This window comes from Micromonospora sp. NPDC048909 (assembly GCF_040649635.1).
GTDB lineage: Bacteria > Actinomycetota > Actinomycetes > Mycobacteriales > Micromonosporaceae > Micromonospora.
This window is the reverse complement of record NZ_JBEZFU010000005.1, coordinates 315,550-340,038: the sequence shown is the minus strand read 5'-3', so window position 1 is coordinate 340,038 and position 24,489 is coordinate 315,550. Positions and strand designations below refer to the sequence as shown.

The 24,489-nt window shown below is 70.2% G+C and carries 18 protein-coding genes; 12 read left to right on the top strand and 6 right to left on the bottom strand.

From position 1 onward, the window contains the following. Window positions 1-28: 28 nt before the first annotated feature. Window positions 29-1,081 carry a hypothetical protein gene (locus AB0C04_RS16525; protein ID WP_357054613.1) on the top strand — a complete coding sequence of 351 codons (1,053 nt, stop codon included), beginning with the start codon at window positions 29-31 and terminating at the stop codon, window positions 1,079-1,081. 19 nt (window positions 1,082-1,100) lie between these two features. Here AB0C04_RS16525 and AB0C04_RS16520 read toward each other — a convergent pair whose 3' ends face one another. Beyond that, window positions 1,101-2,291: a cytochrome P450 gene (locus AB0C04_RS16520; RefSeq protein WP_357054610.1), complete on the bottom strand. Its 1,191-nt coding sequence runs from the start codon at window positions 2,289-2,291 to the stop codon at window positions 1,101-1,103. A gap of 381 nt (window positions 2,292-2,672) precedes the next feature. Between AB0C04_RS16520 and AB0C04_RS16515 the strand changes: the two genes are divergently transcribed. From AB0C04_RS16515 to araA, 9 genes are all read left to right on the top strand, one after another. Further along, window positions 2,673-5,657 carry a beta-L-arabinofuranosidase domain-containing protein gene (locus AB0C04_RS16515; protein WP_357054607.1) on the top strand — a complete coding sequence of 995 codons (2,985 nt, stop codon included), beginning with the start codon at window positions 2,673-2,675 and terminating at the stop codon, window positions 5,655-5,657. Between the two features lie 870 nt (window positions 5,658-6,527). Then, the gene (locus AB0C04_RS16510) at window positions 6,528-7,532 is read left to right on the top strand and encodes a LacI family DNA-binding transcriptional regulator (protein WP_357055284.1); all 1,005 of its coding nucleotides are present in this window, start codon (window positions 6,528-6,530) and stop codon (window positions 7,530-7,532) included. A gap of 516 nt (window positions 7,533-8,048) precedes the next feature. Then, the gene (locus AB0C04_RS16505; protein ID WP_357054604.1) at window positions 8,049-9,041 is read left to right on the top strand and encodes an ABC transporter substrate-binding protein; all 993 of its coding nucleotides are present in this window, start codon (window positions 8,049-8,051) and stop codon (window positions 9,039-9,041) included. A 35-nt stretch (window positions 9,042-9,076) separates the two neighbouring features. Beyond that, entirely contained in the window at window positions 9,077-10,744 is a 1,668-nt protein-coding gene (locus AB0C04_RS16500) for a sugar ABC transporter ATP-binding protein (RefSeq protein ID WP_357054601.1), read from the top strand. Then, window positions 10,741-11,826 (top strand): ABC transporter permease, encoded by a 1,086-nt coding sequence (locus AB0C04_RS16495; protein WP_357054598.1) that lies wholly within the window; start codon window positions 10,741-10,743, stop codon window positions 11,824-11,826. Before AB0C04_RS16500 ends, AB0C04_RS16495 begins: the two co-directional genes overlap by 4 nt. Continuing rightward, a complete protein-coding gene (locus AB0C04_RS16490) occupies window positions 11,823-12,881 on the top strand; it encodes a sugar ABC transporter permease YjfF (RefSeq protein ID WP_357054595.1) in 1,059 nt (352 codons plus the stop codon). The genes AB0C04_RS16495 and AB0C04_RS16490 overlap by 4 nt, the downstream gene beginning before the upstream one ends. A gap of 50 nt (window positions 12,882-12,931) precedes the next feature. Continuing rightward, the gene (gene araB, locus AB0C04_RS16485) at window positions 12,932-14,671 is read left to right on the top strand and encodes a ribulokinase (RefSeq protein ID WP_357054592.1); all 1,740 of its coding nucleotides are present in this window, start codon (window positions 12,932-12,934) and stop codon (window positions 14,669-14,671) included. Then, the gene (locus tag AB0C04_RS16480; protein WP_357054589.1) at window positions 14,668-15,423 is read left to right on the top strand and encodes an L-ribulose-5-phosphate 4-epimerase; all 756 of its coding nucleotides are present in this window, start codon (window positions 14,668-14,670) and stop codon (window positions 15,421-15,423) included. Before araB ends, AB0C04_RS16480 begins: the two co-directional genes overlap by 4 nt. After that, window positions 15,420-16,934 carry an L-arabinose isomerase gene (gene araA, locus AB0C04_RS16475; protein ID WP_357054586.1) on the top strand — a complete coding sequence of 505 codons (1,515 nt, stop codon included), beginning with the start codon at window positions 15,420-15,422 and terminating at the stop codon, window positions 16,932-16,934. Before AB0C04_RS16480 ends, araA begins: the two co-directional genes overlap by 4 nt. A 63-nt stretch (window positions 16,935-16,997) precedes the next feature. On the opposite strand, the gene rraA is transcribed toward araA, so the two are convergent. The 4 genes from rraA to AB0C04_RS16455 all read right to left on the bottom strand — a co-directional run bounded on the left by rraA (window position 16,998) and on the right by AB0C04_RS16455 (window position 20,744). After that, entirely contained in the window at window positions 16,998-17,480 is a 483-nt protein-coding gene (gene rraA, locus AB0C04_RS16470) for a ribonuclease E activity regulator RraA (RefSeq protein ID WP_357054583.1), read from the bottom strand. Window positions 17,481-17,578: 98 nt separating this feature from the next. Continuing rightward, window positions 17,579-19,084, bottom strand: a complete 1,506-nt coding sequence (locus tag AB0C04_RS16465) for a tripartite tricarboxylate transporter permease (protein WP_357054580.1) — start codon at window positions 19,082-19,084, stop codon at window positions 17,579-17,581. Then, window positions 19,084-19,731, bottom strand: a complete 648-nt coding sequence (locus tag AB0C04_RS16460) for a tripartite tricarboxylate transporter TctB family protein (RefSeq protein ID WP_357054577.1) — start codon at window positions 19,729-19,731, stop codon at window positions 19,084-19,086. Before AB0C04_RS16460 ends, AB0C04_RS16465 begins: the two co-directional genes overlap by 1 nt. Window positions 19,732-19,736: 5 nt before the next feature. Further along, window positions 19,737-20,744, bottom strand: a complete 1,008-nt coding sequence (locus tag AB0C04_RS16455) for a tripartite tricarboxylate transporter substrate binding protein (RefSeq protein WP_357054574.1) — start codon at window positions 20,742-20,744, stop codon at window positions 19,737-19,739. 144 nt (window positions 20,745-20,888) lie between these two features. Between AB0C04_RS16455 and AB0C04_RS16450 the strand changes: the two genes are divergently transcribed. Both AB0C04_RS16450 and AB0C04_RS16445 read left to right on the top strand, forming a co-directional pair. Beyond that, entirely contained in the window at window positions 20,889-22,535 is a 1,647-nt protein-coding gene (locus tag AB0C04_RS16450) for an ATP-binding protein (protein ID WP_357054571.1), read from the top strand. Next, entirely contained in the window at window positions 22,532-23,206 is a 675-nt protein-coding gene (locus tag AB0C04_RS16445; RefSeq protein ID WP_357054568.1) for a response regulator, read from the top strand. Before AB0C04_RS16450 ends, AB0C04_RS16445 begins: the two co-directional genes overlap by 4 nt. Here AB0C04_RS16445 and AB0C04_RS16440 read toward each other — a convergent pair. Next, window positions 23,188-24,411, bottom strand: a complete 1,224-nt coding sequence (locus tag AB0C04_RS16440; protein ID WP_357054565.1) for an FUSC family protein — start codon at window positions 24,409-24,411, stop codon at window positions 23,188-23,190. The two genes, AB0C04_RS16445 and AB0C04_RS16440, sit on opposite strands and share 19 nt — an antisense overlap. Between the last annotated feature and the right edge of the window lie 78 nt (window positions 24,412-24,489).

Genomic DNA, 24,489 nt, shown 5'->3' with positions numbered 1-24,489 from the left:
CCACGCCCCCCGTGTCGAAGGACTCCGCATGAACCGAACCCTGCCGCGGTTGCTCGCCGTGCTGGCCGCGCTGCTCGTCACCGTGCCGATCGCGCCCGCCGCCGCTCCGGCACAGCCGGCCGCTCCGACGCTCACCTGGTCGGTCCAACCGGCCGATCGGCACGGCCCGGACGGCCGCCGGTGGGTCGAACGCACGCTCGACCCGGGTCAGGTCGTGACGGAGCACCTGGCCGTACGCAACTTCAGCGACGGCAGTGTGGTCTTCGCCCTGAAGGCGGCCGACGGCTACCTCACCGACAAGGGACGCTTCAACATGCTCGCGTCCGACCAGGAGTCGGTGGACGGCGGCACCTGGATCCAGGTGCAGCAGAAGGTCACCGTCGGCGCCGGAGAGACGAAGGTGGTGCCGTTCACCATCACCGCGCCTCCGGACGCCACACCGGGGGACCACCCGGCCGGCATCGCGGCGACGGTCACCAGCGCCGGGGGTACGGTCGCCGTCGAGAGCCGGGTCGGCTTCCGGGTCATGATGCGGGCCAGCGGCACGGCCACGGCGGCCGTGGCGATCAGCGACCTCACCGCCAGGTACCGGCGTTCGTGGAACCCCTTCTCCGCCGGCGCCATCGAGATCAGCTACACCGCGACGAACGACGGCAACGTGGCGGTGACCGGCAGCGGGCGGGTGACGGTCGCGGGTCCGTTCGGCCTGGGCAGACAGAGTGCCCCGGAGGTTAAGGGCGAGGAACTCCTGCCGGGCGGCAGCCGAAAGGTCGGCAACCGCGTCGCCGGCGTCTGGGCCTTGGGTCCGCTGCGGACGAGGGTCGACGTGACCCCCGTCGTCCTCGGCGGCGACCAGGGCGGCGCCGACGTCCGACCGGCCTCGCGGACCGTGACGGTCTGGACGGTGCCCTGGCCGCAACTGGGCCTCGCCGCCCTTCTCGCCGTCCTCGTCCTAACGTTGCGGGCCCTCGCACGGCAGCGCCGGCGGCGGCTCGGGCGGCTAATCGCGCAGGCCCGGGAGGAAGGCCGCGCGCAGGGTCGGGAGGCGACGCCCATCGGTGGTCCACCACCGGCGTCGTGACGCCGCCGGACGCCCCGCCTCACACCGCCAGCGGCAGTTGATCGTGGTGGAGCCGGAAGCCGTCGAGGTCGGCGGGGTCGACGGCGAGGCGCAGGTCGGGAAGCTGTTGCGCGATTCGCTCGATCATGATCCGGCTTTCCAGCCGAGCCAGGTGAGCCCCGAGGCAGAAGTGGATCCCATGCCCGAAGGCGATGTGTTTGCGGACGTCCGTGCGGTGGATGTCGAACACGTGCGGGCGGTCGAACACGCCGGGGTCCCGGTTGGCCCCCCACAACGACAGGGCCACGCGGTCGTAGGCGGGAATCCGCCCGCCGGCCAGCTCGACGTCCTGAAGGGCGAATCGCGGTGGCACGATCTCGACCGGCCCCCGGAACCGGAGTGTCTCCTCGACCACCGCCGCTGCCAGCAGCGGATCGTCGCGCAGCGCCTGCCACTGCGCGGGGTGGGTGAGCAGGAGGCGGATGCCGTTGCCGATCAGGTCGACGGTCGTCTCCTGGCCGGCGACGAGCAGCAGCTGCACGAGCGCCACCAGCTCGTCACGATCGAGCTGGTCGCCTCGGTCCTCGATGGTCACCAGTTCCGAGATCAGGTCGTCGGCGGGCACGGCCCGCCGCCGGGCGGCCAGCTCGTCGAGGTACGCCCCGAACGCCAGCGTGGCCGCCGAGCTTCCGTTCCCGGCCGACACGATCGCCGCCGACCAGGCGCGGAACTGCGAGCGGTCCTGCTCGGGAATGCCGACCAGCTCCGCGATGACGTTGACCGGCACCGGGTCGGCGAGGTCCGCGATCCCGTCGAGGCGTCCGAGCTGGCGGGCCCGCGCGACCAGCTGGTCGGCGAGTTGGCTGATCCACGGCTCCAACCGGGCCACCGCGCGGGCCGTGAAGCCGCCGCTGACCAGCCCTCGCAGGCGGGTGTGGTCGGGCGGATCGAGGTTGATGAGCTGCCGGGACTCGATTCTCGCCAGTTCGGACAGTTCGTGCGGGGCGGGTCGCCGGCCGCCGGGGCAGTGCCGTTGGATCTCGTGCCCTATCGCCGGGTGGCGAAGGGCCTGCAGCACGTCGGAATGTCCGGCGATCACCCAGAACCTGGTGCCCGCCGGGTCGACCTGAAGGACGGGTCGGCCGGCGGCTCGCACCCGGTCGTAGAACGGGTGCGGGTCACGGCGTACCGCGGGGTCCCACAACTCCGAGACGCCGAACTGGGCGGCCACGTCGCCTCCATGAAGGGCAGTTGGGTGAGCGCTAACATAGGACTGTTTCCGGTAGATGTCAACCAGGTTCAAGTGCTTGTCTGTGCGGGTCGGCGGTCATAGAGTTAACGCTCACAATCCCGACGCGATCGCGATACCTGCCGCCGGCGATCACAGTCCCCCTCCGCGGCCGCTGAGTGCGTCGACGTCGGTGGACCAAGCACCACGGTTTCGTGCCGGAAACGGCCGAGCGGTCAGTCCGTAGCTACCTGGGAAGGATGATCCACAGTGGTTGAACCCGAGAAGGTCCCTGTCAGCCGACGTCACGTTCTTCAGGCATCGGCCGTCGGCGTGGCTGCCGCAGTCGGCGCGGGCGCGCTCCCGGCGGCAGCCGCTCCGGCCGTGACGGCCACCGAGACCACGGCCGGCCCGGCCCCGCTGCCCGCGACCCCGCCCGAGCCCGGCCCCGGCGGCACCGCCCCGGTCCGGCCTTTCCAGCTACGCGACGTGAACCTGGGCAACGGTCTGCTCCAGGAGAAGCGCGACCGCACGAAGGACTACCTCCGCCAGTTCGACGAGCGGCGCTTCCTCGTGTTGTTCAACAACCAGGCCGGTCGGCCCAATCCGCCGGGGGTTGCCGTGCCCGGCGGCTGGGAGGACGGCGGACTGCTCAGCGGTCACTGGGCCGGGCACTACATGACGGCCCTGGCCCAGGGCTACGCCGACCGTGGCGAGCCGATCTTCAAGAGCAAGCTCGACTGGATGGTCGACGAGCTCGCGGCGTGCCAGGCCGCGATCACCGCGCGGATGGGCAACGGCGGCCCGGGTGGCGAGGATCCCGAGGAGCCGCAGATCGGTCGGGTGCCGGGCCGCTTCGGCAACGCCCTCCGGCTGAACGGCCCCAGTCGGGCGCAGCACGTCACCCTTCCCCAGGAGGCGATCAGCCAGCTGGCCGACTTCACCATCGCCACCTGGGTGAATCTCGCGGCCACCCAGAGCTGGAGTCGGCTGTTCGACTTCGGTCAGAACACCACCGTCAACATGTTCCTGACTCCGCGTGCCGGCGTCACCGGCAACGTGCCGAGGTTCGCGATCACGGTCAGCGGCGGCGGCGGGGAACAGCGGATCGACGGCAACGCGGCCCTGCCGACCAACCAGTGGGTGCACCTGGCCGTGACGCTCACCCAGAACACCGGCACGCTGTACGTCAACGGTCAGCAGGCCGGCCAGAACACGAACATGACCCTCAACCCGTCCCACCTCGGAAACCCCGGAAACCGGTGGATCGGGCGTTCGCAGTACGGCGACGCGTTCCTGGACGCGACCATCGACGAGTTCCACATCTTCGACCGGGCCCTGAGCCCGGCGGAGGTCCAGTCGATGCAGGACTCGCCGACCGGGAGCACCGCCGGCGGCTCGATCGCCTGGTACCGGTTCGAGGAGGAGGGCGGTACCGCGATCAAGGACGCCTCGCCCAACGGCCGGGACGGCGGCATCGTGGCGAGCCAGAGCGGCGGGGCCGCCGACTGGGTGCCGACCCACCCCGGCTATCTCGGCGCGCTGCCCGAGGATTCGGTCCTGCGGCTCGGTCCGCCGCGGTGGGCCGTGTACGGCGGCAACGCGGCCACCAACACGTGGGCGCCGTGGTACACGCAGCACAAGATCATGCGCGGACTGCTCGACGCGTACTACCACACCGACAACCAGAAGGCCCTCGACGTGGTCGTCAAGATGGCCAACTGGGCGCACCTCGCGCTGACCGTCGGGGACAAGAACCACCCCCAGTACACGGGCCCGATCACCCGGGACAACCTGAACTACATGTGGGACCTCTACATCGCCGGCGAGTCCGGCGGCGCGAACGAGGTGTTCCCCGAGATCTACGCGCTCACCGGCGACGCGAAGCACCTGGACACCGCCAAGTGCTTCGACAACCGGGAGTCGCTGTTCCAGGCCTGCGTCGAGAACCGCGACATCCTGGTCACCACGCCGGCCACCCGTCCCGGCCGGCGCCGCCCGGATCGGCTGCACGTCAACCAGCACATACCGCAGTTCGTCGGGTACATGCGCGTCTACGAGCACAGCGGGGACCCCGAGTACTTCCAGGCCGCCAAGAACTTCTTCGGAATGCTCGTCCCGCACCGCAGGTACGCGCACGGTGGTTTGGGCGGCAACTTCCCCGGCTCCAACAACAACACCGAGTTGTTCCAGAACCGGGACAACATCGCGAACTCGATCGCCCAGGGCGGTGCGGAGACCTGCAGCGCGTACAACCTGCTCAAGCTGGCCCGCAACCTGTTCCTCCACGAGCACGACCCGGCGTACATGGACCACTACGAGCGGGGGCTGCTCAACCAGATCGTGGGCTCGCGGGCCGACACGACGAGCGTCAGCAACCCCCAGGTCACCTACTTCCAGCCGTTGACCCCGGGCGTCACCCGTAGCTACGGCAACACCGGGACCTGCTGCGGCGGGACGGGCCTGGAGAACCACACCAAGTACCAGGAGACGATCTACTTCAAGTCGGCCGACGGCAGGACGCTCTGGGTCAACCTGTACGCGGCGTCGACGCTGACCTGGGCCGACAAGGGCTTCGTCGTCACCCAGGAGACGAATTACCCGCGGGAGGACCACACCAAGCTGACCGTGAACGGCCGCGGCCGGCTCGACATCAAGCTGCGGGTGCCGAGCTGGGTGCAGCGGGGCTTCTTCGTCACGATCAACGGCGTCAGTCAGAAGGCCACCGCCAAGCCTGGCAGCTACCTGACGTTGAGCCGCACCTGGAAGCCGGGCGACACCATCGAGATCCGGATGCCGTTCAGCATCCGGATCGAGCGGGCGCTGGACCGCCCCGACACGCAGTCGATCTTCTGGGGTCCCCTGCTCATGCAGATCCTGGGGAACCCCGGGGGTGGCAGCTACCGCGAACTGTCCCTGTACCGCCAGCTGAAGCGCGACGGAGACTACGGTCGCTCGGCGATCACCTACGCGAGCACCACGGCGGCGGGTGACCCGATCTTCACCACGCACGGCTTCACCCTGCGGCCGTACTACATCAGTGACACGCAGGCCGCCTCGTCGTACTTCCGCCGGGTCGAGCCGACAGTGGTGTTCGGATCGGTCGACACCGGTGTGCCCAACCGCAAGCGTGACGACAACCTGCCGAACTACGACGTACCGGTGGCGGGCATCACGTCGCCCGGCGACGACGGCCCGACCTTCCTCGACCTGGTCTGGGATGAGGCGCCCTTCAAGAATCACGGCCAGTTCGTGTCGACCGTCAACCGCGTCGCGGCGGAGTTCCGCCAGGCGGGGATCTTCACCGAGGAGGAGCGGGACCTCGTCGTAACGCATGCCGCCCGATCGAACAAGGAGCTCGCCCCGTAGGCGACGCCCCGTCGTCCAGCACACCGACGAACGCCGCGGCCCGGTCGAGTCGACCGGGCCGCGGCCGGGCGGAGTTCGGGCGAATCGCCGTGTCGCCGTGCTGACGCCGGCTCCGGTGGCGTCCTGACCGGCGGATACGATCCCGGGTTTGTCGGTCACGGCGGTACGCATTCGGGTTGGCTGCGAAGCTCGACGATTGGAGCTGCCGCATTCGGCCCACCGAAGGTGTCGCGGCCGCTCCGGTGGGCGACGTCGGGTCGGCAAGACCCCCGGCGATTTCGCGGGATGCCGATTTGTTTCTCCAATCCCCGTCGCGCAGCGCCTGGCAAGCGTGGGTAAGTGTGCTGCGGTGCGAACGGCAACGTCGGAACGGTGACGGAAGAAATGGTCGGCGCGACGGGCTCGCGCAACCGGTGGCCGCAGCCGGCCTGTGGCGCGCGGACCGCAGGTCGGCGCTGGTGCGCCGGTGTGGGAGCCGCCGCAGCTTCACCCGCGGGGCGGCCGGCGGTGGCGGCCTGCCACCGGCCGTAAAGTGCCCGCGACAGGCCCGTTACCTGTTCGGTGCGGGTCCGGAACAGGCCGTTCGGTTAATCGGTCCGACAAAGACGGGCAGTCGCGTCTGGCAGCTCCAGCGGAAAGGGGCAAGAATGTCACAGCCACGAATCCATGAGAATCTCGACATGCTTCAGCGGGGTGGCCCCGCCGTGCCGCGGTAAGCGCGGCAACTGGCGTAGACTCGGCGATCTGGCGGCGGTGGGCGGAAACAGCATCCGCGTGCCGTCCGCGACAGAGCACCGGAAACTCCGGATCGATTCGGTGAACACCGGCTGGCCACGGTTCCAGCAGGCAGGCGGGGAGAGCGACATGACCATGCGCGGTCCGGCGATGACGGACGTGGCCCGCCTCGCCGGCGTCTCCCACCAGACGGTTTCCCGGGTGCTCAACGGGCATCCCAACGTGCGCGAGCAGACCCGCCTGCGGGTGCAGGCGGCGATCGCCGAACTGGGCTACCGGCCCAACCGCGCGGCCCGGGCACTGGTCACCGGCCGGTCTCAGGTGATCGGCGTGGTCGCGCAGAACACCACCCTCTACGGCCCGGCGTCACTGCTCGCCGCGCTTGAACAGGCGGCGGCCGAGACGGGCTTCGCCGTCAGCGTGGGCAGCGTGCGCGACCTGGACCACGAGTCCATTTCCGCAGCGGTGGAGCGGCACCTGGCGCACCGGGTCGCCGGCATCGTGGTGATCGCGCCGGTCGAATCGGCCGGCGAGGCGCTGGAGCGCCTACCCAAGGACGTTCCACTGGTCACCATCGACGGTGACCCGCGGCGACCGGTGCCCCTGGTGACGGTCGACCAGGTCGCCGGCGCTCGGGCCGCCACCCAGCACCTGCTCGACGCCGGGCACCGCACCGTCTGGCACGTGTCCGGGCCGCCGGGCTGGTTCGACAGCGCAGGGCGGATCGAGGGCTGGCGGGAGGCGTTGCAGTCCGCCGGCGCGGAGCTGCCGCCGTTGATGCCGGCGGACTGGTCCGCGGCGGCCGGCTACCGGTGTGGACAGTTGCTCGCCCGGATGCCGGAGGTCACCGCGGTCTTCGCCGCCAACGACCACCTCGCCCTCGGTGTGCTGCGCGCGCTGCACGAACACGGCCGGCGGGTGCCGGACGACATCAGCGTGGTCGGTTTCGACGACGTGCCGGAGGCCTCGTACTTCATCCCGCCGCTGACCACCGTGCAGCCGGACTTCGCCGCGGTGGCTCAGGCGAGTCTGGAGATGCTGCTGACCCAGATCGAGTCGGGCGGCGTCACCGCACTGCGCCACTCCATCGCGCCGACCCTCATCGAGCGGCAGAGCGTGGCTGGTCCGGCCCGCCGCTGACCGTGCGCGGCGTGGTGCGACGGTTCGTGCGTGATCGGCGGAGAGTACCCGGCAGGAACTCGTTGGGCAAGCAACTCGACAACCTCTCCTGGTAGCGCTAACACATCGTCCGTTCGATCTCTCGCCCGGCGTGCCACGGCTGCGGGATGACAGGGCGACGGCGCTCCTGACGGGACTGGACCCAGCCAGCTGTGGCGGGCCTCGGTGCCCCGGCGCTGATCCGCGGACTGAGCTGCGGATCCAAGGGCTGTTACTCGAATGTCGACCCGACGAGGCGCCAGCCCGTACCCCGGTCGCCCGGAGGCGGTGATTCCTGGAGCCGGGCCGCCGACGGCGCCTCCGCCGGCCTGACGCCTCCGCGAGGTCCGGTCTGAGTCGAGTGCCGACGGACGGGTTGTGGCCCATGAGTGTTAGCGATAACATCTGACCGCTCCTTAACACCCTCGACGTAACCAGCAGGACATAACTGCCACCCGGCTCAGCACTGCGTCGGGCGGATCTTGAGGAGGAGACCTGATGACGAGAACCAAGCTTTTCCGTCGGCTGCTGAGCGTCGCCAGCGCGGGAGTCCTGGCAGTGGGCCTGGCGGCGTGCTCCGGCGGCGGTGACGACGCCGGCGGTGACGACGGCGTGACCACGATCGGCTTCGTGGCCGTCGGCCCCGAGGGCGCGTGGCGCCAGGCCAACGAGGCCAACATGCAGGAGACGTTCACCAAGGAGGCGGGCTTCGAGTTGAAGTACGCCCCGGCCACGAACCTGGACCAGAAGTCGCAGATCGACGCCTTCACCTCCTTCGTGGACGAAGGCGTGGACGTCATCCTGCTGTCCGCGACCGAGGGCTCGGGCTGGGAGGACTCGCTCAAGCGCGCCCAGGAGGCCGAGATCCCGGTCATCCTGATCGACCGCGGTATCGAGCCCGACGCCACCGACCTGTACGCCACGCGCATCGCGCCGGACAACCTCAAGGTCAGCAGCTCGGTCGCCAGCTGGGCCGTCGAGACCTTCCCTCAGGGCGCGAACTACTTCGTGCTCGAGGGCCCCGCGGGCGTCTCGGTGGTCAACGAGCGCAACCGTGGCTGGAACGACACGATCGGCGCGAAGCCGGAGTTCAAGAAGCTCGGCGCGCAGACGGCCAACTGGTCGACCGAAGAGGCGAAGAGCGTCTTCGAGACGGTGCTCAAGTCGAACAACAACAAGGTGCAGCTCGTCTTCGCGCAGAACGACGAGATGGGCCTCGGCGCCGTCCTCGCCGCCGAGGAGGCCGGTCTGGTGCCCGGCAAGGACGTCAAGATCGCCACGATCGACGGCACCCGCAACGCCCTCCAGGCGCTGGCGGACGGAAAGCTCAGCTTCGTCGCGGAGTACAACCCGCTGTTCGGCGAGACCGCCCTGGATGTCGTGAACAAGGTGATCAAGGGGGAGAAGGTCGAGTCGTACATCGTCGTGCCGAGCCTGACGTTCAACTCGGCGGATGCGGCCACGAAGGCGCTCCCCGAGCGGAAGTTCTAGCCCCGGGCGCAGGCCCGGTCGGACACGGATCGGCGGTGCTGGCGCCTTCCGCAGGGAAGGCTCCAGCACCCCCACTACTGAGAGTCGGTCGTGGTGGTTGCAGGCGGCGGTTGCGAGGTAAGGGAATGACAGGATCACTGCCGATTGTCGAGATGCGCGGAATCTCCATCGCGTTCCCCGGCGTGAAGGCGCTCGACAACGTCGACTTCCGACTCCTCCCGGGTGAGGTCCACGCCCTGATGGGCGAGAACGGAGCCGGCAAGTCCACCCTCATCAAGGCGCTGACGGGGGTCTATCGGATCGACTCCGGATCCATCCTGATCGCGGGCCAGCAGCGGAACCTGCACGGCACCGCCGAGGCCCAGGCGGCCGGCATCTCCACCGTCTATCAGGAGGTGAACCTCTGTGCGAACCTGACGATCGGTGAGAACGTCATGCTCGGACACGAGGTTCGCGGACGGTTCGGGGTGAACTGGCGGGCCACCAACAGGGCGGCCACCGAGGCGCTCGCCAAGCTGGGGCTCGGGCATCTCGACCCGCGTCGTCCGCTGGCCAGCATCTCGCTGGCCCTGCAGCAGTTGGTGGCGATCAGCCGGGCGATGGTCACGGACTCCAAGGTGCTCGTCCTCGACGAGCCCACGTCGAGCCTCGACGCGAACGAGGTCGACGGACTGTTCCGGGTGATGCGCCGGTTACGTGACCAGGGCGTGGCGATCCTCTTCGTGTCGCACTTCCTCGACCAGGTGTACGCGATCAGCGACCGCCTCACCGTGCTACGGAACGGACGGTACGAGGGAGAGTACGTCACCCGCGAGCTGGGCCGCGCCGCGCTCATCTCGAAGATGATCGGCAAGGACCTCGACGCGCTGAAGTCGCTGGGATCCAACCGGGAGACCGAAGATCGCGACCGTACCGTCGTCCCCCTCGTGAAGGCGACCGGGATCGGCCGGACGGGTTCGATCGAGCCGACCGACCTGGACCTCCATCGTGGTGAGATCGTCGGCTTCGCGGGGCTGCTCGGCTCGGGTCGCACCGAACTCGCCCGCCTGCTCTACGGGGCTGACCGCGCGGACAGCGGCGAGGTGGAGATCGAGGGGGAGCGGTCGGCGCTGCACAACCCGGTCGACGGACTCGGACACCGCATCGCCTACTCCACCGAAGACCGCCGCGAGGAGGGCATCGTCGGCGATCTCACGGTCCGCGAGAACCTCGTCCTGGCCGTTCAGGCCAAGCGGGGCTGGGCGCGGCCGCTGTCGCGCCGCGAGCAGGACGCCATCGTCGGCAGGTACATGGCCGCGCTGAACGTGCGCCCCGCCGATCCGGAGCTGCCGATCAAGAACCTCTCCGGGGGCAACCAACAGAAGGTGCTGCTCGGCCGTTGGCTCGCCACCGACCCGCAACTGCTGATCCTCGACGAGCCGACCCGGGGGATCGATGTGGGCGCCAAGGCGGAGGTCCAGGAGAGCGTCGCCGAACTCGCCGGACGCGGCGTCGCCGTCGTGTTCATCTCCTCGGAACTCGAGGAGGTGGTGCGGCTCAGTGAGCGCATCGTCGTCCTGAAGGACCACCGCAAGATCGGCGAAATCGTCAACGGGCCTGACGTCACGGCCGAGGAGGTCGTCGCGATCATCGCCGCACACGGCGAGGAAGCCGCGCTCGACAGCGCCATCATTGATCCCGACGAAAAGGACGGCACCGCGTGAGTACGACAGAGCGGCGGACCGGCGTGGCGGTGCGTGGCCTGATCCGCCGGCAGTACTTCTGGGGCATCATCGCGATCGTCCTGCTCCTGCTGGTGAACGTGGTCAAGGACCCGGCTTTCCTCGCGGTGTCGGTCAATTCGTTGAACGGCAACCTGGTGGGCAACCTCGTCGACATCCTCCGGGCGTCGGCGCCGATCCTGATGATCGCGGTCGGCATGTCGCTGGTCGTGGCGACCGGCGGGATCGACCTGTCGGTCGGCTCCCTCATGGTCGTCGCCGGCGCGGTCTCCATGGAGTTCATCAAGGCGAGCGGTGACGGCGCCTCCGGCGGGATCGCGCTCGGCGCGTTGGGGCTGGCCCTGGCGGTCAGCGCGCTGCTGGGCGTCGTCAACGGCCTGCTGGTCTCGGTCGTCGGGCTTCAGCCGTTCATCTCCACGCTGGTCATGATGCTCGCCGGCCGCGGGCTGGCGAAGGTGATCACGTCCGGGCAGAACACCGCCGCCGCCAACGAGCCGTTCCGGTGGATCGCGAACGGATACGTGATCGGGCTGCCGGTCGTGGTGCTGCTCGCCGTCGTGGTGGTGGTGATCGTCGCGCTCGTCGTCCGTCGCAGCGCGCTGGGTCTGATGATCGAGGCCGTCGGTATCAATCCCAAGGCCAGCCGGATGGCGGGGATCAAACCCCGCGGCCTGCTCATCACGGTCTACACGCTCAGTGCCGTGCTGGCCGGCATCGCCGGCGTCTTCGCGACCGCGAGCGTCATGACCGTCGACGTCTCCCGGACCGGATACCAGCTCGAGCTGGACGCGATCCTCGCCGTGGTGATCGGCGGCACCTCTCTCGCCGGTGGGAAATTCTCCCTCGGCGGCGCGGTCGTCGGTGCCCTGCTGATCGCGACGCTGGACAAGACGATCGTGTTCCTCGGCGTCTCCTCGTCCGCGACCCCGGCCTTCAAGGCCGCCGTCATCATCGTCCTGTGCCTGCTTCAGTCGGAGCGGGTACGCGGCCTGTTCAGACAGCGACGCGTACCGGATGCCCGCGTACCAGGCGCCGAGGCGCCGAGAGCGAGCGTGAACGCATGACCATCACCGCTCTTCCCGGCGGCCCGTCCGGGACACCGTCGAAATCACCGATCCCCCGGTTGCGGGATGCCGCGGTACGGACCTGGCGGACGAACCTCGCCGCCCTGCCGACCCTCGCGGCCGTCGTGATCTTCATTGCGATGATCGTCTACGGCGAACTCGCCTACGGCCGCATCACGCAGTACAACACCCTGTCGAACCTGCTCATCAACAACGCCCACCTCGTGATCATCGCGGTGGGGATGACGTTCGTGATCCTGACCGGCGGAATCGACCTGTCCGTCGGCGCCGTGATCGCGTTCTCCAGCGTCGCCGGGCTGCTGCTGGCCAACGCCGGGTGGAACCCGTGGTTGGTGATGCTGCTGATGATCGGGTTCGGCACGCTCTTCGGCGTCGCGTCCGGCGTCCTGATCCAGTACTTCAACGTGCAGCCCTTCATCGCGACCCTGGCGATGATGTTCCTCGCCCGCGGGCTGGCCTCGACGCTGAGCACCACACCCGAACGGCTCGCCGACGACTCGTCCATCAGATCGCTGGCCACCAAGTTCAAGATCATCGACGGTGAGCGGGTCAACGACCTGGTCCTCACGCCCGGCGTGCTGATCGCCGTTCTCGTCGTCCTCGTCGGCTTCTTCGTGCTCCACCGGACCCGGACCGGTCGCACCGTGTACGCCATCGGCGGCTCCGAGCAGTCCGCCACCCTCATGGGCCTGCCCGTGGTGCGCACCAAGCTCTGGGCGTACGCGATCAGCGGCACCTTCGCCGGTCTGGCCGCGGTCGTCTACACCGCGCGGTTGGGTATCGCCCAGAACATCACGGGCATCGGCTGGGAGCTGGACGCGATCGCGGCCGTCGTGATCGGCGGCACGCTGCTGACCGGCGGCGCGGGGTACGTCCTCGGGTCGGTGGTCGGGGCGCTGGTCCTCGGACTGATGAACGTGCTGATCACCCGGGACGGCGGGATCCGGCCCGAGGCCACAACCATCATCACCGGCGGCATCCTGCTGGTCTTCGTGCTGCTGCAGCGGGCACTGACCGCACGAAGACGCCAGTAGGGACGGTATCGATCGTGCAGGTTCGCCAGCGTGTTGACGGAGGTGTCCGGGTGAACAACAACGGTAGTCAAGAGCGGTACGTGATCGGCGTCGACTACGGCACCCTGTCCGGCCGGGCGATCGTCGTCCGCGTCTCGGACGGGGCGGAGCTCGGCTCAGCCGTCCACGAGTACGAGCACGGCGTCATGGACGACGTCCTCACCGCCGCACCGGCCGCCGCCGGACCGGTGCGGCTCGGCCCGGACTGGGCGCTGCAGGCGCCGCAGGACTACGTCGAGGTCCTCAAGCACGCGGTCCCGGCCGCGGTCGCGGCGGCGGGGATCGACCCGGGCGAGGTGATCGGCGTCGGCACGGACTTCACCGCCTGCACGATGGTGCCGACACTCGCCGACGGCACTGCGCTGAGTGACCTGCCCGAGTTCGCCGCACGACCGCACGCCTACGTCAAACTCTGGAAGCACCACGCCGCCCAGCCGCACGCGGACCGCATCAACGCCCTCGCGCATGACCGGCGCGAGCCGTGGTTGGCGCGCTACGGCGGCCTGATCTCGAGCGAGTGGGAGTTCGCGAAGGGACTCCAGTTGCTGGAGGAGGACCCCGAGGTCTACTCCCGGACCGAGCACTGGGTCGAAGCGGCCGACTGGATCGTCTGGCAGCTCACCGACAGGTACGTGCGCAACGCCTGCACGGCCGGCTACAAGGGCATCTACCAGAACGGCGAATATCCGAGCCGGGAGTTCCTCGCGGCACTGAATCCCGACTTCGCGGGCTTCGCCGACGACAAGCTCGCCCACGAGATCGGTCAGCTGGGGGACGTCGCGGGCACCCTGAGCGCCCGAGCGGCGGCGTGGACCGGGCTGCCCGCGGGCATCGCGGTAGCGGTGGGCAACGTCGACGCGCACGTCACCGCGCCGGCAGCGCAGGCCGTCGAGCCCGGCCAGTTGGTCGCGATCATGGGCACTTCGACGTGCCACGTGATGAGCCACGACCGCCTCGCCGAGGTCCCGGGCATGTGCGGTGTCGTCGACGGGGGCATCGTCGCGGGACTGTACGGCTACGAGGCCGGCCAGTCCGGGGTCGGCGACATCTTCGCCTGGTACGTGCACCACCAGGTGCCGGGACGCCTGCACGACGAAGCCGCCGCCGCGGGCCGGAGCATCCACCAGCACCTGACGGAGCTGGCCTACGCCGAGCCCGCCGGAGCCCACGGTCTCGTGGCACTGGACTGGCACTCGGGCAACCGCTCGGTGCTCGTCGACCACGAGCTGTCCGGCGTGATCGTGGGCCAGACTCTCGCGACCCGCCCCGAACAGGGCTACCGGGCGCTGCTCGAGGCGACCGCGTTCGGCACCCGCGTGATCGTCGAGACGTTCGCCGCCGCCGGCGTGCCCGTGACGGAGTTCATCGTCGCCGGCGGGCTGCTGAAGAACCCGCAGCTGATGCAGACGTACGCGGACGTGCTGCGGCTGCCGATCTCGGTGATCGCGAGCGAGCAGGGTCCCGCGCTCGGTTCAGCCATCCACGCGGCGGTCGCGGCCGGCGCGTACGCCGACATCCGGGCCGCCGCCGCCGCGATGGGCGCGGTCCACCGCTCGGTCTACCACCCCAACGAGGCGGATGCCGCGGTCTACGACGAGCTGTACGCCGAGTACCGCACGCTGCACGACTACTTCGGTCGGGGCGCGAACGGGGGCATGAAACGACTGCGCGCCCTTCGTCGCGCCGCGCTGCGCAACGCCAACCGGGCGGCGGAGACCGCCCCCGAGCTCGTCGAGGGAGTCAGGGCATGAGTGGGTCGTTCAGCGACGACGTGCAGTCGGCGATCGATGCCATCCGGGTGGACGTGGCGCGCCTGCACGGTGAGCTGACCCGGTACGGGCTCGTCGTCTGGACGTCCGGCAACGTGTCGGGCCGGGTGCCGGGCGCCGACCTGTTCGTCATCAAGCCGTCCGGGGTCTCCTACGACGAACTGGCACCCGAGAACATGATCCTCTGTGACCTGGCCGGCACGGTCGTCCCGGACACCCCCGGCAGTGAGCGGGCGCCCTCGAGCGACACCGCCGCGCACGCCTACGTGTACCGCCACATGCCCGACGTGGGCGGCGTCGTGCACACGCACTCCACCTACGCCACGGCGTGGGCGGCGCGCGGCGAGGAGATCCCCTGTGTCATCACCGGTATGGCGGACGAGTTCGGCGGGGCGGTCCCGGTCGGCCCGTTCGCGATCATCGGTGACGACTCGATCGGCCGCGGCATCGTCGAGACCCTCACCGGCCACCGCTCGCGGGCCGTACTCATGCAGAACCACGGGCCGTTCACCATCGGCGCGACGCCGAGGGACGCCGTGAAGGCCGCGGTCATGGTCGAGGACGTCGCGCGCACGGTGCATCTCGCCCGCGAGGCGGGGCCGCTCATCCCGATACCGCCGGAGGCGATCGACCGCCTGTACGACCGGTACCAGAACGTGTACGGACAGGCCGACGACGCCCGCCGCGTCCCCCCGGCCCAAGACGCCCCCGCACAGGAAGAGATCTACGCATGACCCGTAGCCCGCTCGCCACCACCTTTGATCCCTACGAGGTGTGGTTCCTGACCGGCAGCCAGGACCTGTACGGCGAGGAGACCCTCCGCCAGGTCGCCGAGCAGTCCAGGGCAATCGCCGAGGAGCTCGGCGCCGGTGTGCCGGTCCGGGTCGTCTGGAAGCCCGTCCTCAAGAACCCCGACGCCATCCGACGGCTCGCCCTCGAGGTCAACGCCGCCGAGAACGTCATCGGTGTCATCGCGTGGATGCACACGTTCAGCCCCGCGAAGATGTGGATCGGCGGCCTCGACGCGCTGCAGAAGCCGTTGCTGCACCTGCACACGCAGGCGAACGTCGAGCTTCCGTGGGCCGACATCGACTTCGACTTCATGAACCTGAACCAGGCCGCGCACGGCGATCGCGAGTTCGGATACATCCAGACGCGCCTCGGCGTCGCGCGCAAGACGGTCGTCGGCCACGTCTCCAACCCGCAGGTCGTCCGGCAGGTCGAGGACTGGCAGCGCGCGGCCGCCGGATGGGCGGCGGTCCGCAGCCTCAAGCTCGCCCGCTTCGGCGACAACATGCGCTACGTCGCCGTCACCGAGGGCGACAAGGTGGAGGCCGAGCTGCGGTTCGGCGTGCAGGTCAACACGTGGGGTGTCAACGAGTTGGCCGATGCCGTGGCCGCGGTGGCCGACGTCGACGTCGACGCCCTCGTCGCGGAGTACGAGGAGTTGTACGACGTCGTTCCCGAGCTGCGCGCCGGCGGCGAACGGCACGCTTCGCTGCGCAACGGCGCCGCGATCGAACTGGGCCTGCGCTCGTTCCTCGAGGAGGGCGGCTTCGGGGCGTTCACCACGAGTTTCGAGGACCTCGGGGCGCTGAAGCAGCTACCGGGCCTCGCGGTGCAGCGGCTGATGGCCGACGGCTACGGCTTCGGCGCGGAAGGGGACTGGAAGACCGCGATCCTGGTCCGCGTCGCCAACGTGATGGGCGCCGGTCTTCCCGGCGGCGCGAGCCTCATGGAGGACTACACCTACGATCTGGTGCCCGGCGCGGAGCGCATCCTCGGCGCCCACATGCTGGAGGTCTCGCCGTCGCTCACGACGTCGAAGGCACGCCTGGAGATCCACCCACTGGGCATCGGCGGCAGGGAGGACCCGGTCCGGCTGGTCTTCACGGCGGATCCCGGTCCCGCCCTCGTCGTCGCGATGAGCGACATCCGTGACCGCTTCCGCCTCGTCGCGAACGTCGTCGAAAACGTTGAGGCGCCCGACCTGCCGAGACTCCCTGTCGGCCGGGCCGTGTGGCGTCCCATGCCCGACTTCGCGACCTCGACCGCGTGTTGGCTCGTCGCCGGTGCCGCGCACCACACCGTGATGACGACGGCCGTGGGCCTCGACGTGTTCCGCGACTTCGCCGAGATCGCGAAGACCGAACTGGTCGTCATCGACGAGAGCACCACCGTTCGGGACTTCCAGCGGGAGCTGCGGTGGAACCAGGCCTACTACCGCCTGAGCCAGGGGCTGTGACCCGGTGGAGGGCCGCCGGGATCCCGGCGGCCCTCCACCGACCTCGCTGGCCTTGGCCGGCGGCTACTGCCGCGCGTGCACCGGCAGGACGACGACGCCGTCGTCGTCGCTGTGCACCTCGGACCCGGGGGAGAAGACGCAGTTTCCGAACGTGACCGGCACGTCCCGCTCACCGACGCCGCTCTTCGCGCTCTTGCGCGGGTTGGCGCCGAGCGCCTTGATGCCGATCGGCAGCGCCGCCAGCGCGGCGACGTCGCGGACCGCTCCGTTGATCACCACCCCCGCCCAGCCGTTGTCCGCCGCGGCGGCCGCGATCAGATCGCCCATCAGGGCGGTGTGCACCGACCCGCCGCCATCCACCACCAACACCCGGCCCGCCCCGGGCTCGGCGACGATCGACCTGACGAGGGCGTTGTCTTCGAAGCAGCGCACCGTGACGGCCGGCCCGGCGAAGGCGTGGACGCCGCCGAACTGGCGTAGCTGGGTGTCGCACGAGCCGAGCAGGTCGCCGTAGCGGTCGTAGAGGTCGGCGGTGGGAGTCAGCATGGTCGTTCCCTCTCTGGTTGAGGCGGCTCAGCGTGGTTCCCTGTGGACGGTGCGCGGGCTCGCGCTCAGTCGCGGGTCGGCGCACCCCACCAGCACGGTCATCCGGTCACCAGCCTTTCCCGAACTCCTCGCACGACGAAGCGGCCGAGCACCGGCCAGAGCAGCACCACCAGAACGGTGGCGTAGATGGTCCAGGAGACCCAGCCGCCGATCAGGCCGTGCAACTCGCCGCCGGAGAGCTGCAACGCGCGCCGGCCCTGCAACTCGGCACGGGGACCGAGGATCACCCCGACGATCAGCGGCAGGATCGGCAGCCCGAAGCGCCGCATGCCGAACCCGAGCAGGCCGAGGGTGAGCAGCAGGAACAGGTCGAACGGTTGGGCGTTGACCGCGTACGCCCCCATCGAGGCGAAGAAGAGGATGCCGGCGTAGAGGTACGGGCGCGGAATGCGCAGCAGCCGGGCCCACGCGGGCGCGAGCGGCAGGTTCAGCACCAGCAGCAGCAGGTTGCCCACGAAGAGGCTGGCGATCAGCGTCCAGACCAGGGCGGACTCCCGCTCGAAGAGCAGCGGGCCGGGTTGGATGCCGTACTGCTGGAAGGCGGCCAGCATCACCGCGGCGGTCGCGTTCGTCGGCAGGCCGATCGCCAGCATCGGCACCAGCGTGCCGGCGGCGGAGGCGTTGTTCGCCGCCTCCGGGCCGGCGACGCCCTCGATCGCGCCCCGGCCGAACTCCTCCGGGTGCTTCGTCAGCTTCTTCTCCGTGGCGTACGACAGGAAGGTCGGGATCTCCGCGCCGCCGGCCGGCAGCGCCCCGAACGGGAACCCGTACGCGGTGCCGCGCAGCCACGGCTTCCAGGACCTTTTCCAGTCCTGGCGCCCCATCCAGGGCCGGCCGACCGGGATCACCTCGGCGGCGCGTCGGCGCAGGTGCGCGGCGATCCAGAGCGCCTCGCCGACGGCGAAGATGCCGACCGCCACCACGACCACGTCGATGCCGTCGGCGAGCTGCGGGATGCCCAGGGTGAGTCGCTGCTGGCCGCTCACCGCGTCGATCCCGACGGTGCCGATGACCAGGCCGAGCAGCAGCGAGGCGAAGCCGCGTACCCGGGAGGCGCCGAGCACCGCGGTGACCGCCACGAACGACAGCAGCATCAGCGCGAGGTAGTCCGGCGCGCCGAGGCTGATCGCGAACTGCACCATCGGCGGGGTCACCAGCACCAGCAGCAGGGTGGCGATGGTTCCGGCGACGAACGAGCCGATCGCGGCGGTGGCCAGCGCCTGCGCGGCGCGACCCGCCTTCGCCATCTTGTTGCCCTCGATGGCGGTGACCACCGACGAGGACTCGCCGGGGGTGTTCAGCAGGATCGAGGTGGTGGAACCGCCGTACATGCCGCCGTAGAAGATGCCGGCGAACATGATGAACGCCTGGGTGGGCTCCATGCCGTAGGTGACCGGCAGCAGCAGCGCCACCGTCATCGCCGGGCCGATCCCGGGCAACACGCCCACGGCGGTGCCGATGGTCACCCCGAGCAGCGCGATCAGCAGGTTCATCGGGGTCACCACGTTGGCGAACCCGTCGAGCAGGTTTCCGAGGTTGTCCATCACAGGATTCCTTGCAGCACGCCGGCGGGCAGGGTCACGCCGAGCCCGATGGCGAACGTGTAGAAGGTGATCAACGACAGCGCGACGGCGATCAGCAGGTTGCGCACGTGGTGCCGGTTGCCCAACGCGAACGCCGAGCCCCAGAAGAGCAGCGTCCCGCTGATCACCCAGCCGAGCGGGTCGATGAGCACCGCGTTGACCAGGAACGCGCCGATGAGCAGCAGCACAGTCCGCCAGTCGATCGGGGTCGTGAGATCGACGTCCTCGCCGGCCTCCGGCTCACCGCTGCCGCCGCAGGCCACGTCCACCGCGTAGATCGCGGCGACGATCAGCAGCAGCACGCCGAGCAGGATCGGCAGCGGCTTCGGGCCGATCGGGTCGGCGGTGCTGATCGCGTGCCCGGTCCGGAGCCCGTCGACGATGACCAGCCCGCCGACCAGGACGAGGAACGCGCACACCCCGTACTGGGCGCGGTCCGGCCGGGCAGGCGGTTCCGCGGCGGACTCCGCGTCGGGCGCAGCCGGCGGGTCGGTGGCCGGGGCTGCCGCCGGGCCGCGCGGCTGCGCCGGTACCGGAGGTACGACCGCCGGGGTGTCGGCGGCTGACCGGGGCGGCGGGTCGCCGCCCCGGTCCGGTCGGGTCGTCATGCCGCTCACGCCAGCCCGAGCTGCTTGAGCAGGTCCGCCACCGACTTGTCCTGCTCGGTGAGGAAGGCGGCGAACGCCTCGCCGGTGATGAAGGCGTCGGTCCAGCCCCGCTTGGTCAGCTCGGCCTTCCACTCGTCGGACTCGTGCATCTTGGTCAGCGCGTCGATCCAGACCTGCTTGTCGGCGTCGCTGATGCCGGGCGGGGCGACGATGCCCCGCCAGTTCGTGAAGACCAGGTCGATGCCGGCGGACTTCAGCGTCGGCACGTCCTTGAGCGCGTCGATCGGCGCCTCGCTGGTGACCGCGAGGACCCGGAGCTGGCCGGCCTCCACCTGGTCGAGGAACTCGCCGAAGCCGCTCGCGCCGAAGGCCACCTTGCCACCGAGCACGGCCGGCAGCAGCTCGCCGCCGCCGTCGTACGAGATGAAGTTGACCTGGCGAGGGTCGATGCCGACGGTCTTTGCCAGCTGCATCGGCAGCAGGTGGTCCGGGCCGCCGGGGGAGGAGCCGCCGCCGACCGCGATGGCCTTGGGGTTGGCCTTCCAGGCCGTGACCAGGTCACCGATGCTCTGGTACGGGGAGTCCTTCGGCACCACGATGGCGCCGGCCTCCTCGATCATCTTGGCCAGGGCGGTGGTCTGGGTGAGCGTCGCCGACGACTTCGAGGTGTACGACGCGCCGACCACGCCCAGCCCCATCTGCATGGCGAGCTTGCCGTTGCCCTTCTCGTTCACCATTCGCTGGAGGCCGACGGTGCCGCCCGCGCCGGGCAGGTTGAAGACCTGCACCCCGGTGGCGATCTTGGCGTCCTCCATCACCTTGGCCGCGGTGCGGGCGGTGGTGTCGTACCCGCCGCCGGGGGTGTTCGGCACCATGATCCGTAGTCCGGTGGCCGGCTCACCGTCGCCGCCGGACCCGCTGCCGTTCTTGTCCGCGGTGGCGCCGCAGGCGGCCAGCGCCAACGCCGTGGCGGCGGCCACGCCCATCACCAGCAGGTTTCTCCGAGTTGCCATCATGTTTCTCTTCCGTTTCGAAGGAGTCCGGCGGCAAGATGATGGCCCCCGGGCAGACGCCACGTCTGCCTTGTGTCAGCAGCGGAAATTGAGGTCTTTGTGGTCGCGGTCACGCCTCGCCGTACGTTGGCCGGGCAGCTGCTCGTGCTCCAGCTCGCGATCATCGTGGTCGTGCTGGTGGCGGTGGCCGCCGTCTCGCTGGCCCAGTCCGCAGCGACCTTCAACCGGGTGGAGGGGCGGCGGGTGGCCGCCCTCGGCGAGCAGCTCGCCGGCAGCCCGCTGCTACGCGAGCAGCTCAACTCGCCGGCGCCGGCGGAACTCGTCGCGCCGCTGGTGCAGAACGTGCTGACCCAGTCCCGGGTGACCTCGGTGACCGTGGCCGACGCCCGCGGCCGGGTGGTCAGCTCCACCGACCCGACGCTGGTCGGCAGCCCGCTGGTGCTGGGCGACGGGGCGGTGGCACGAGGCCGGAGCTGGTCCGGCGAGCTGGCCGTCGGCGACTCCCGGGAGCTGGTCGCCCAGGTGCCGGTGCTCGGCGACCGGGAGTGGAACCTGGGCCAGCAGCTCGGCGTGGTGATGATCGGCGAAGCCTCGCCGAGCTGGTCGGCCCGGCTGGTCGGCGCCTCGTCCTACCTCTTCACCTACCTCGGCATCGCCAGCGTGCTCGGCCTCGTGGGGTCCTGGCTGCTGGCCCGCCGGATCAAACGGCAGACCCTCGGCCTGGAGCCACGGGAGATCGCCGGCCTGGCCGAGCACCGGGAGGCGCTGCTGCACGGCATCGCCGAGGGGGTGATCGCACTCGACCCGCAGCTGCGGATCACCCTGGTCAACGCGGTGGGCCGGCGACTGCTCGACCTGCCCGAGCACTGCCTCGGCCGGAGCCTCGCCGAGCTGGGGATCTCCGGTCGGTTGCGCGACGTGCTGGCCGGCGCCGACAACGACCCGGAGGCCCGCGACGAGGTGGTGGTGCGCGCCGGCCGGGTGCTGGTGATGAACCGGATGACGGTCAGCAAGGACGGCCGCCGGCTGGGTTCGGTGACCACCCTGCGCGACCGCACCGAGCTGGCCCGGCTGGAGCAGGAGATCGGCTCGTTCCGGAGCACCACCGAGCTGCTGCGCGCCCAGACCCACGAGTTCGCCAACCAACTGCACACCATCTCCGGGCTGATCCAGATCGGCGAGCACGACGAGGTCGTCCGGTACGTCGACGCGCTGAGCCGGCACCGCGCCTCCCTCGACCTCACCGTCACCAGCCGGATCCAGGACACCGCGGTGGCGGCCCTGCTGATGGCGAAGTCGGCGCTGGCCGCCGAGCGCCGGGTGGAGCTGCGGATCTCCGAACGGACCGGTCTGGACCGCCTGGAGCCGGCGGTCGCCGCGGACGTCGCGACGGTGCTGGGAAACCTGGTCGACAACGCCGTCGAGGCGGTGGCCGGCGGCCGGGAGAGCCGAACGCCGCCGCTCGGCGGCCCGGCCGATGCCGGTCAGGAGGGCGGCGACCTCGCGGACGGACCGGCCTGGGTGGAGGTCGAGTTGCGCCGGGACGCCTCCTCGGTGGAGATCGTGGTCCGCGACTCCGGTCCCGGGGTGGCCCCGCAACTGGCCCGGGAGGTCTTCACCCACGGATTCACCACCAAGGCGGCGCGGGGTGGCGAACGGGGCATCGGGCTGGCGCTCACCCGGCTGGTCTGTCACCGTCGCGGCGGTGAGGTCGCGGTGACGAACACCGAGGAGGGTGCGATGTTCACGGCCCGGATGTCGGTGACCGGCGCGCTGGAGGCGAGCCGGTGATCGACGTACTGGTCGTCGACGACGACTTCATGGTGGCCCGGATCCACCGTGGCTTCGTCGAGCGGATCGACGGCTTCCAGGTGGTCGGCACGGCCAGTACCGGCGAAGAGGCGGTCGCGGCCGTCGACGAACTCCGCCCGGACCTGGTGCTGCTCGACCTCTACCTGCCGGACATGTTCGGCCTGGATGTGGTGACCCGGCTGCGGGCCGCCCGGCGCGACTGCGACGTGCTGGTGATCAGCGCGGCCCGCGAGGCAGAGGCGGTGCGGCAGGCGGTTCGCTACGGCGCGGTCAACTACCTGCTCAAGCCGTTCGGCTTCGACGAGCTGCGGACCCGCCTGGAGCAGTACGCCGCGCGGCGCAACTCGCTGCGCGCCACGGTGGTCAGCGACCAGTCCGACGTGGACCGGGTGCTGTCCCGCAGCGGCTCGCACATCGCCAGCTCGGCGCTGCCGCGCGGGCTCAGCGCGGAGACCGCCGAGCTGGTCAAGCGGGCCCTGCAGGGGCACGCCGGCACGTTCTCCGCCGCCGAGTGCGCCAACGTGGTGGGCATCTCCCGGGTCAGCGCCCGGCGATACCTGGAACACTTCGCCGACACCGGCCGGGCACAGGTCGGTCTCCGCTACGGCTCCGCCGGCCGTCCGGAGCGGCGCTACAGCTGGCTCTCCTGACGGCCTGCCGCTCGAACGGAATTCTCGCCGCCCTGCGTCGCACTCCGAATCTCCTGGTTCGCCGACGTCGGGTCGCAACCGGTGGCTCGAAGTAGGTCGCTCGCGGCAGTACGGAGTTGGGTCACCACCGCGTCTCCGAACTCGTCGACTCCGCGGGCTCGGGCTCGGGCAGCCCGGTAGGCAGCGTCGCGTACCGCGTGGCGGGTCTTTTCGGTGGGGCGCCCGGCGCGGTGCTCACGGCGCAGCAGCTCGACCGCATCGGCGAGTCGTCCGACGCTGGCGGGCAGCTCGGCAGGGATCGGCTCGTGGTACTGCAACGCCATCGCCGATCGGCGGGCCACTCCTCGGCTGTGTTCGATGACTCGTTCCAGGTGCACGGTCGCGCGGGCGAAACGTTCGACATCCTGACGGCGCAGCCAACGGGCAGGTGCCAGGCTGACCACCTCCTCGGCGCCGCTGAGCGCCTGGTGCATCCGGTCGAGGTCGGGTCCCATGCCGCGCAGCGTGTCCAATGCTCGAACCGCCCGCTGCTGATCGCCGTCCGTGAGCGCGGCGGAGACCTCCCTCAGCTGACCTGCGAGGCACCGGAAGATCGGAGCTGCGTCGCGGTCGAGGATGCGCATCGGGTTCAGCGGCACCAGCAACGCGACCACCACGAGGCCCACGCCGCCGCCGACCATCGCCTCGACAATCCGAGGCCATTCGAGGTCCGTCTGGGCCGGAGCCAGCGCCGCGAGTAGCACCGCCGTACCGCCGGCCTGGCCGACGGCCGCCCCGCTGCGCCCGAACAGCACAAGCGTGGCGAGGATGGCGCATCCGACGATGAATCCGGTCTGCCAGAATCCGGTGCCCAGAAAGGCCAGCAGGAAGTCGGTGGTGGCGATACCGAGTCCGACGCCGAGCAGCAGTTCGATCGTGCGGTGGGCGCGCTGGCCGAGTGAGGCGACGATCGTACCCACCGCGGCGGAGGGGGCGAAGATCGGCGAGGGATTGCCCAGCACATCGTGCCCGATCGACCAGGCCAGGGCCGCGGCGAGCCCCGCCTGCACCGAGATCACCAGGGCGGCTTCGAGCTGACTCAGCCGCAACCGTCCCGCCCGGCCACCTCGAACGCGAAACTCAGCAGCGGTCGCCTTCGCCTTTTCGTCGACACGGTCGAGCCGCGACCGGTCAACGCCTCTCCGGCGGCGGCCATCAGGACTCATCGAGCACTCGTACCATGCCGCCGCCCAGCAAATCCGACCAACTATCAAGACCATCACGAGATCGTCACGGTGTCGCTC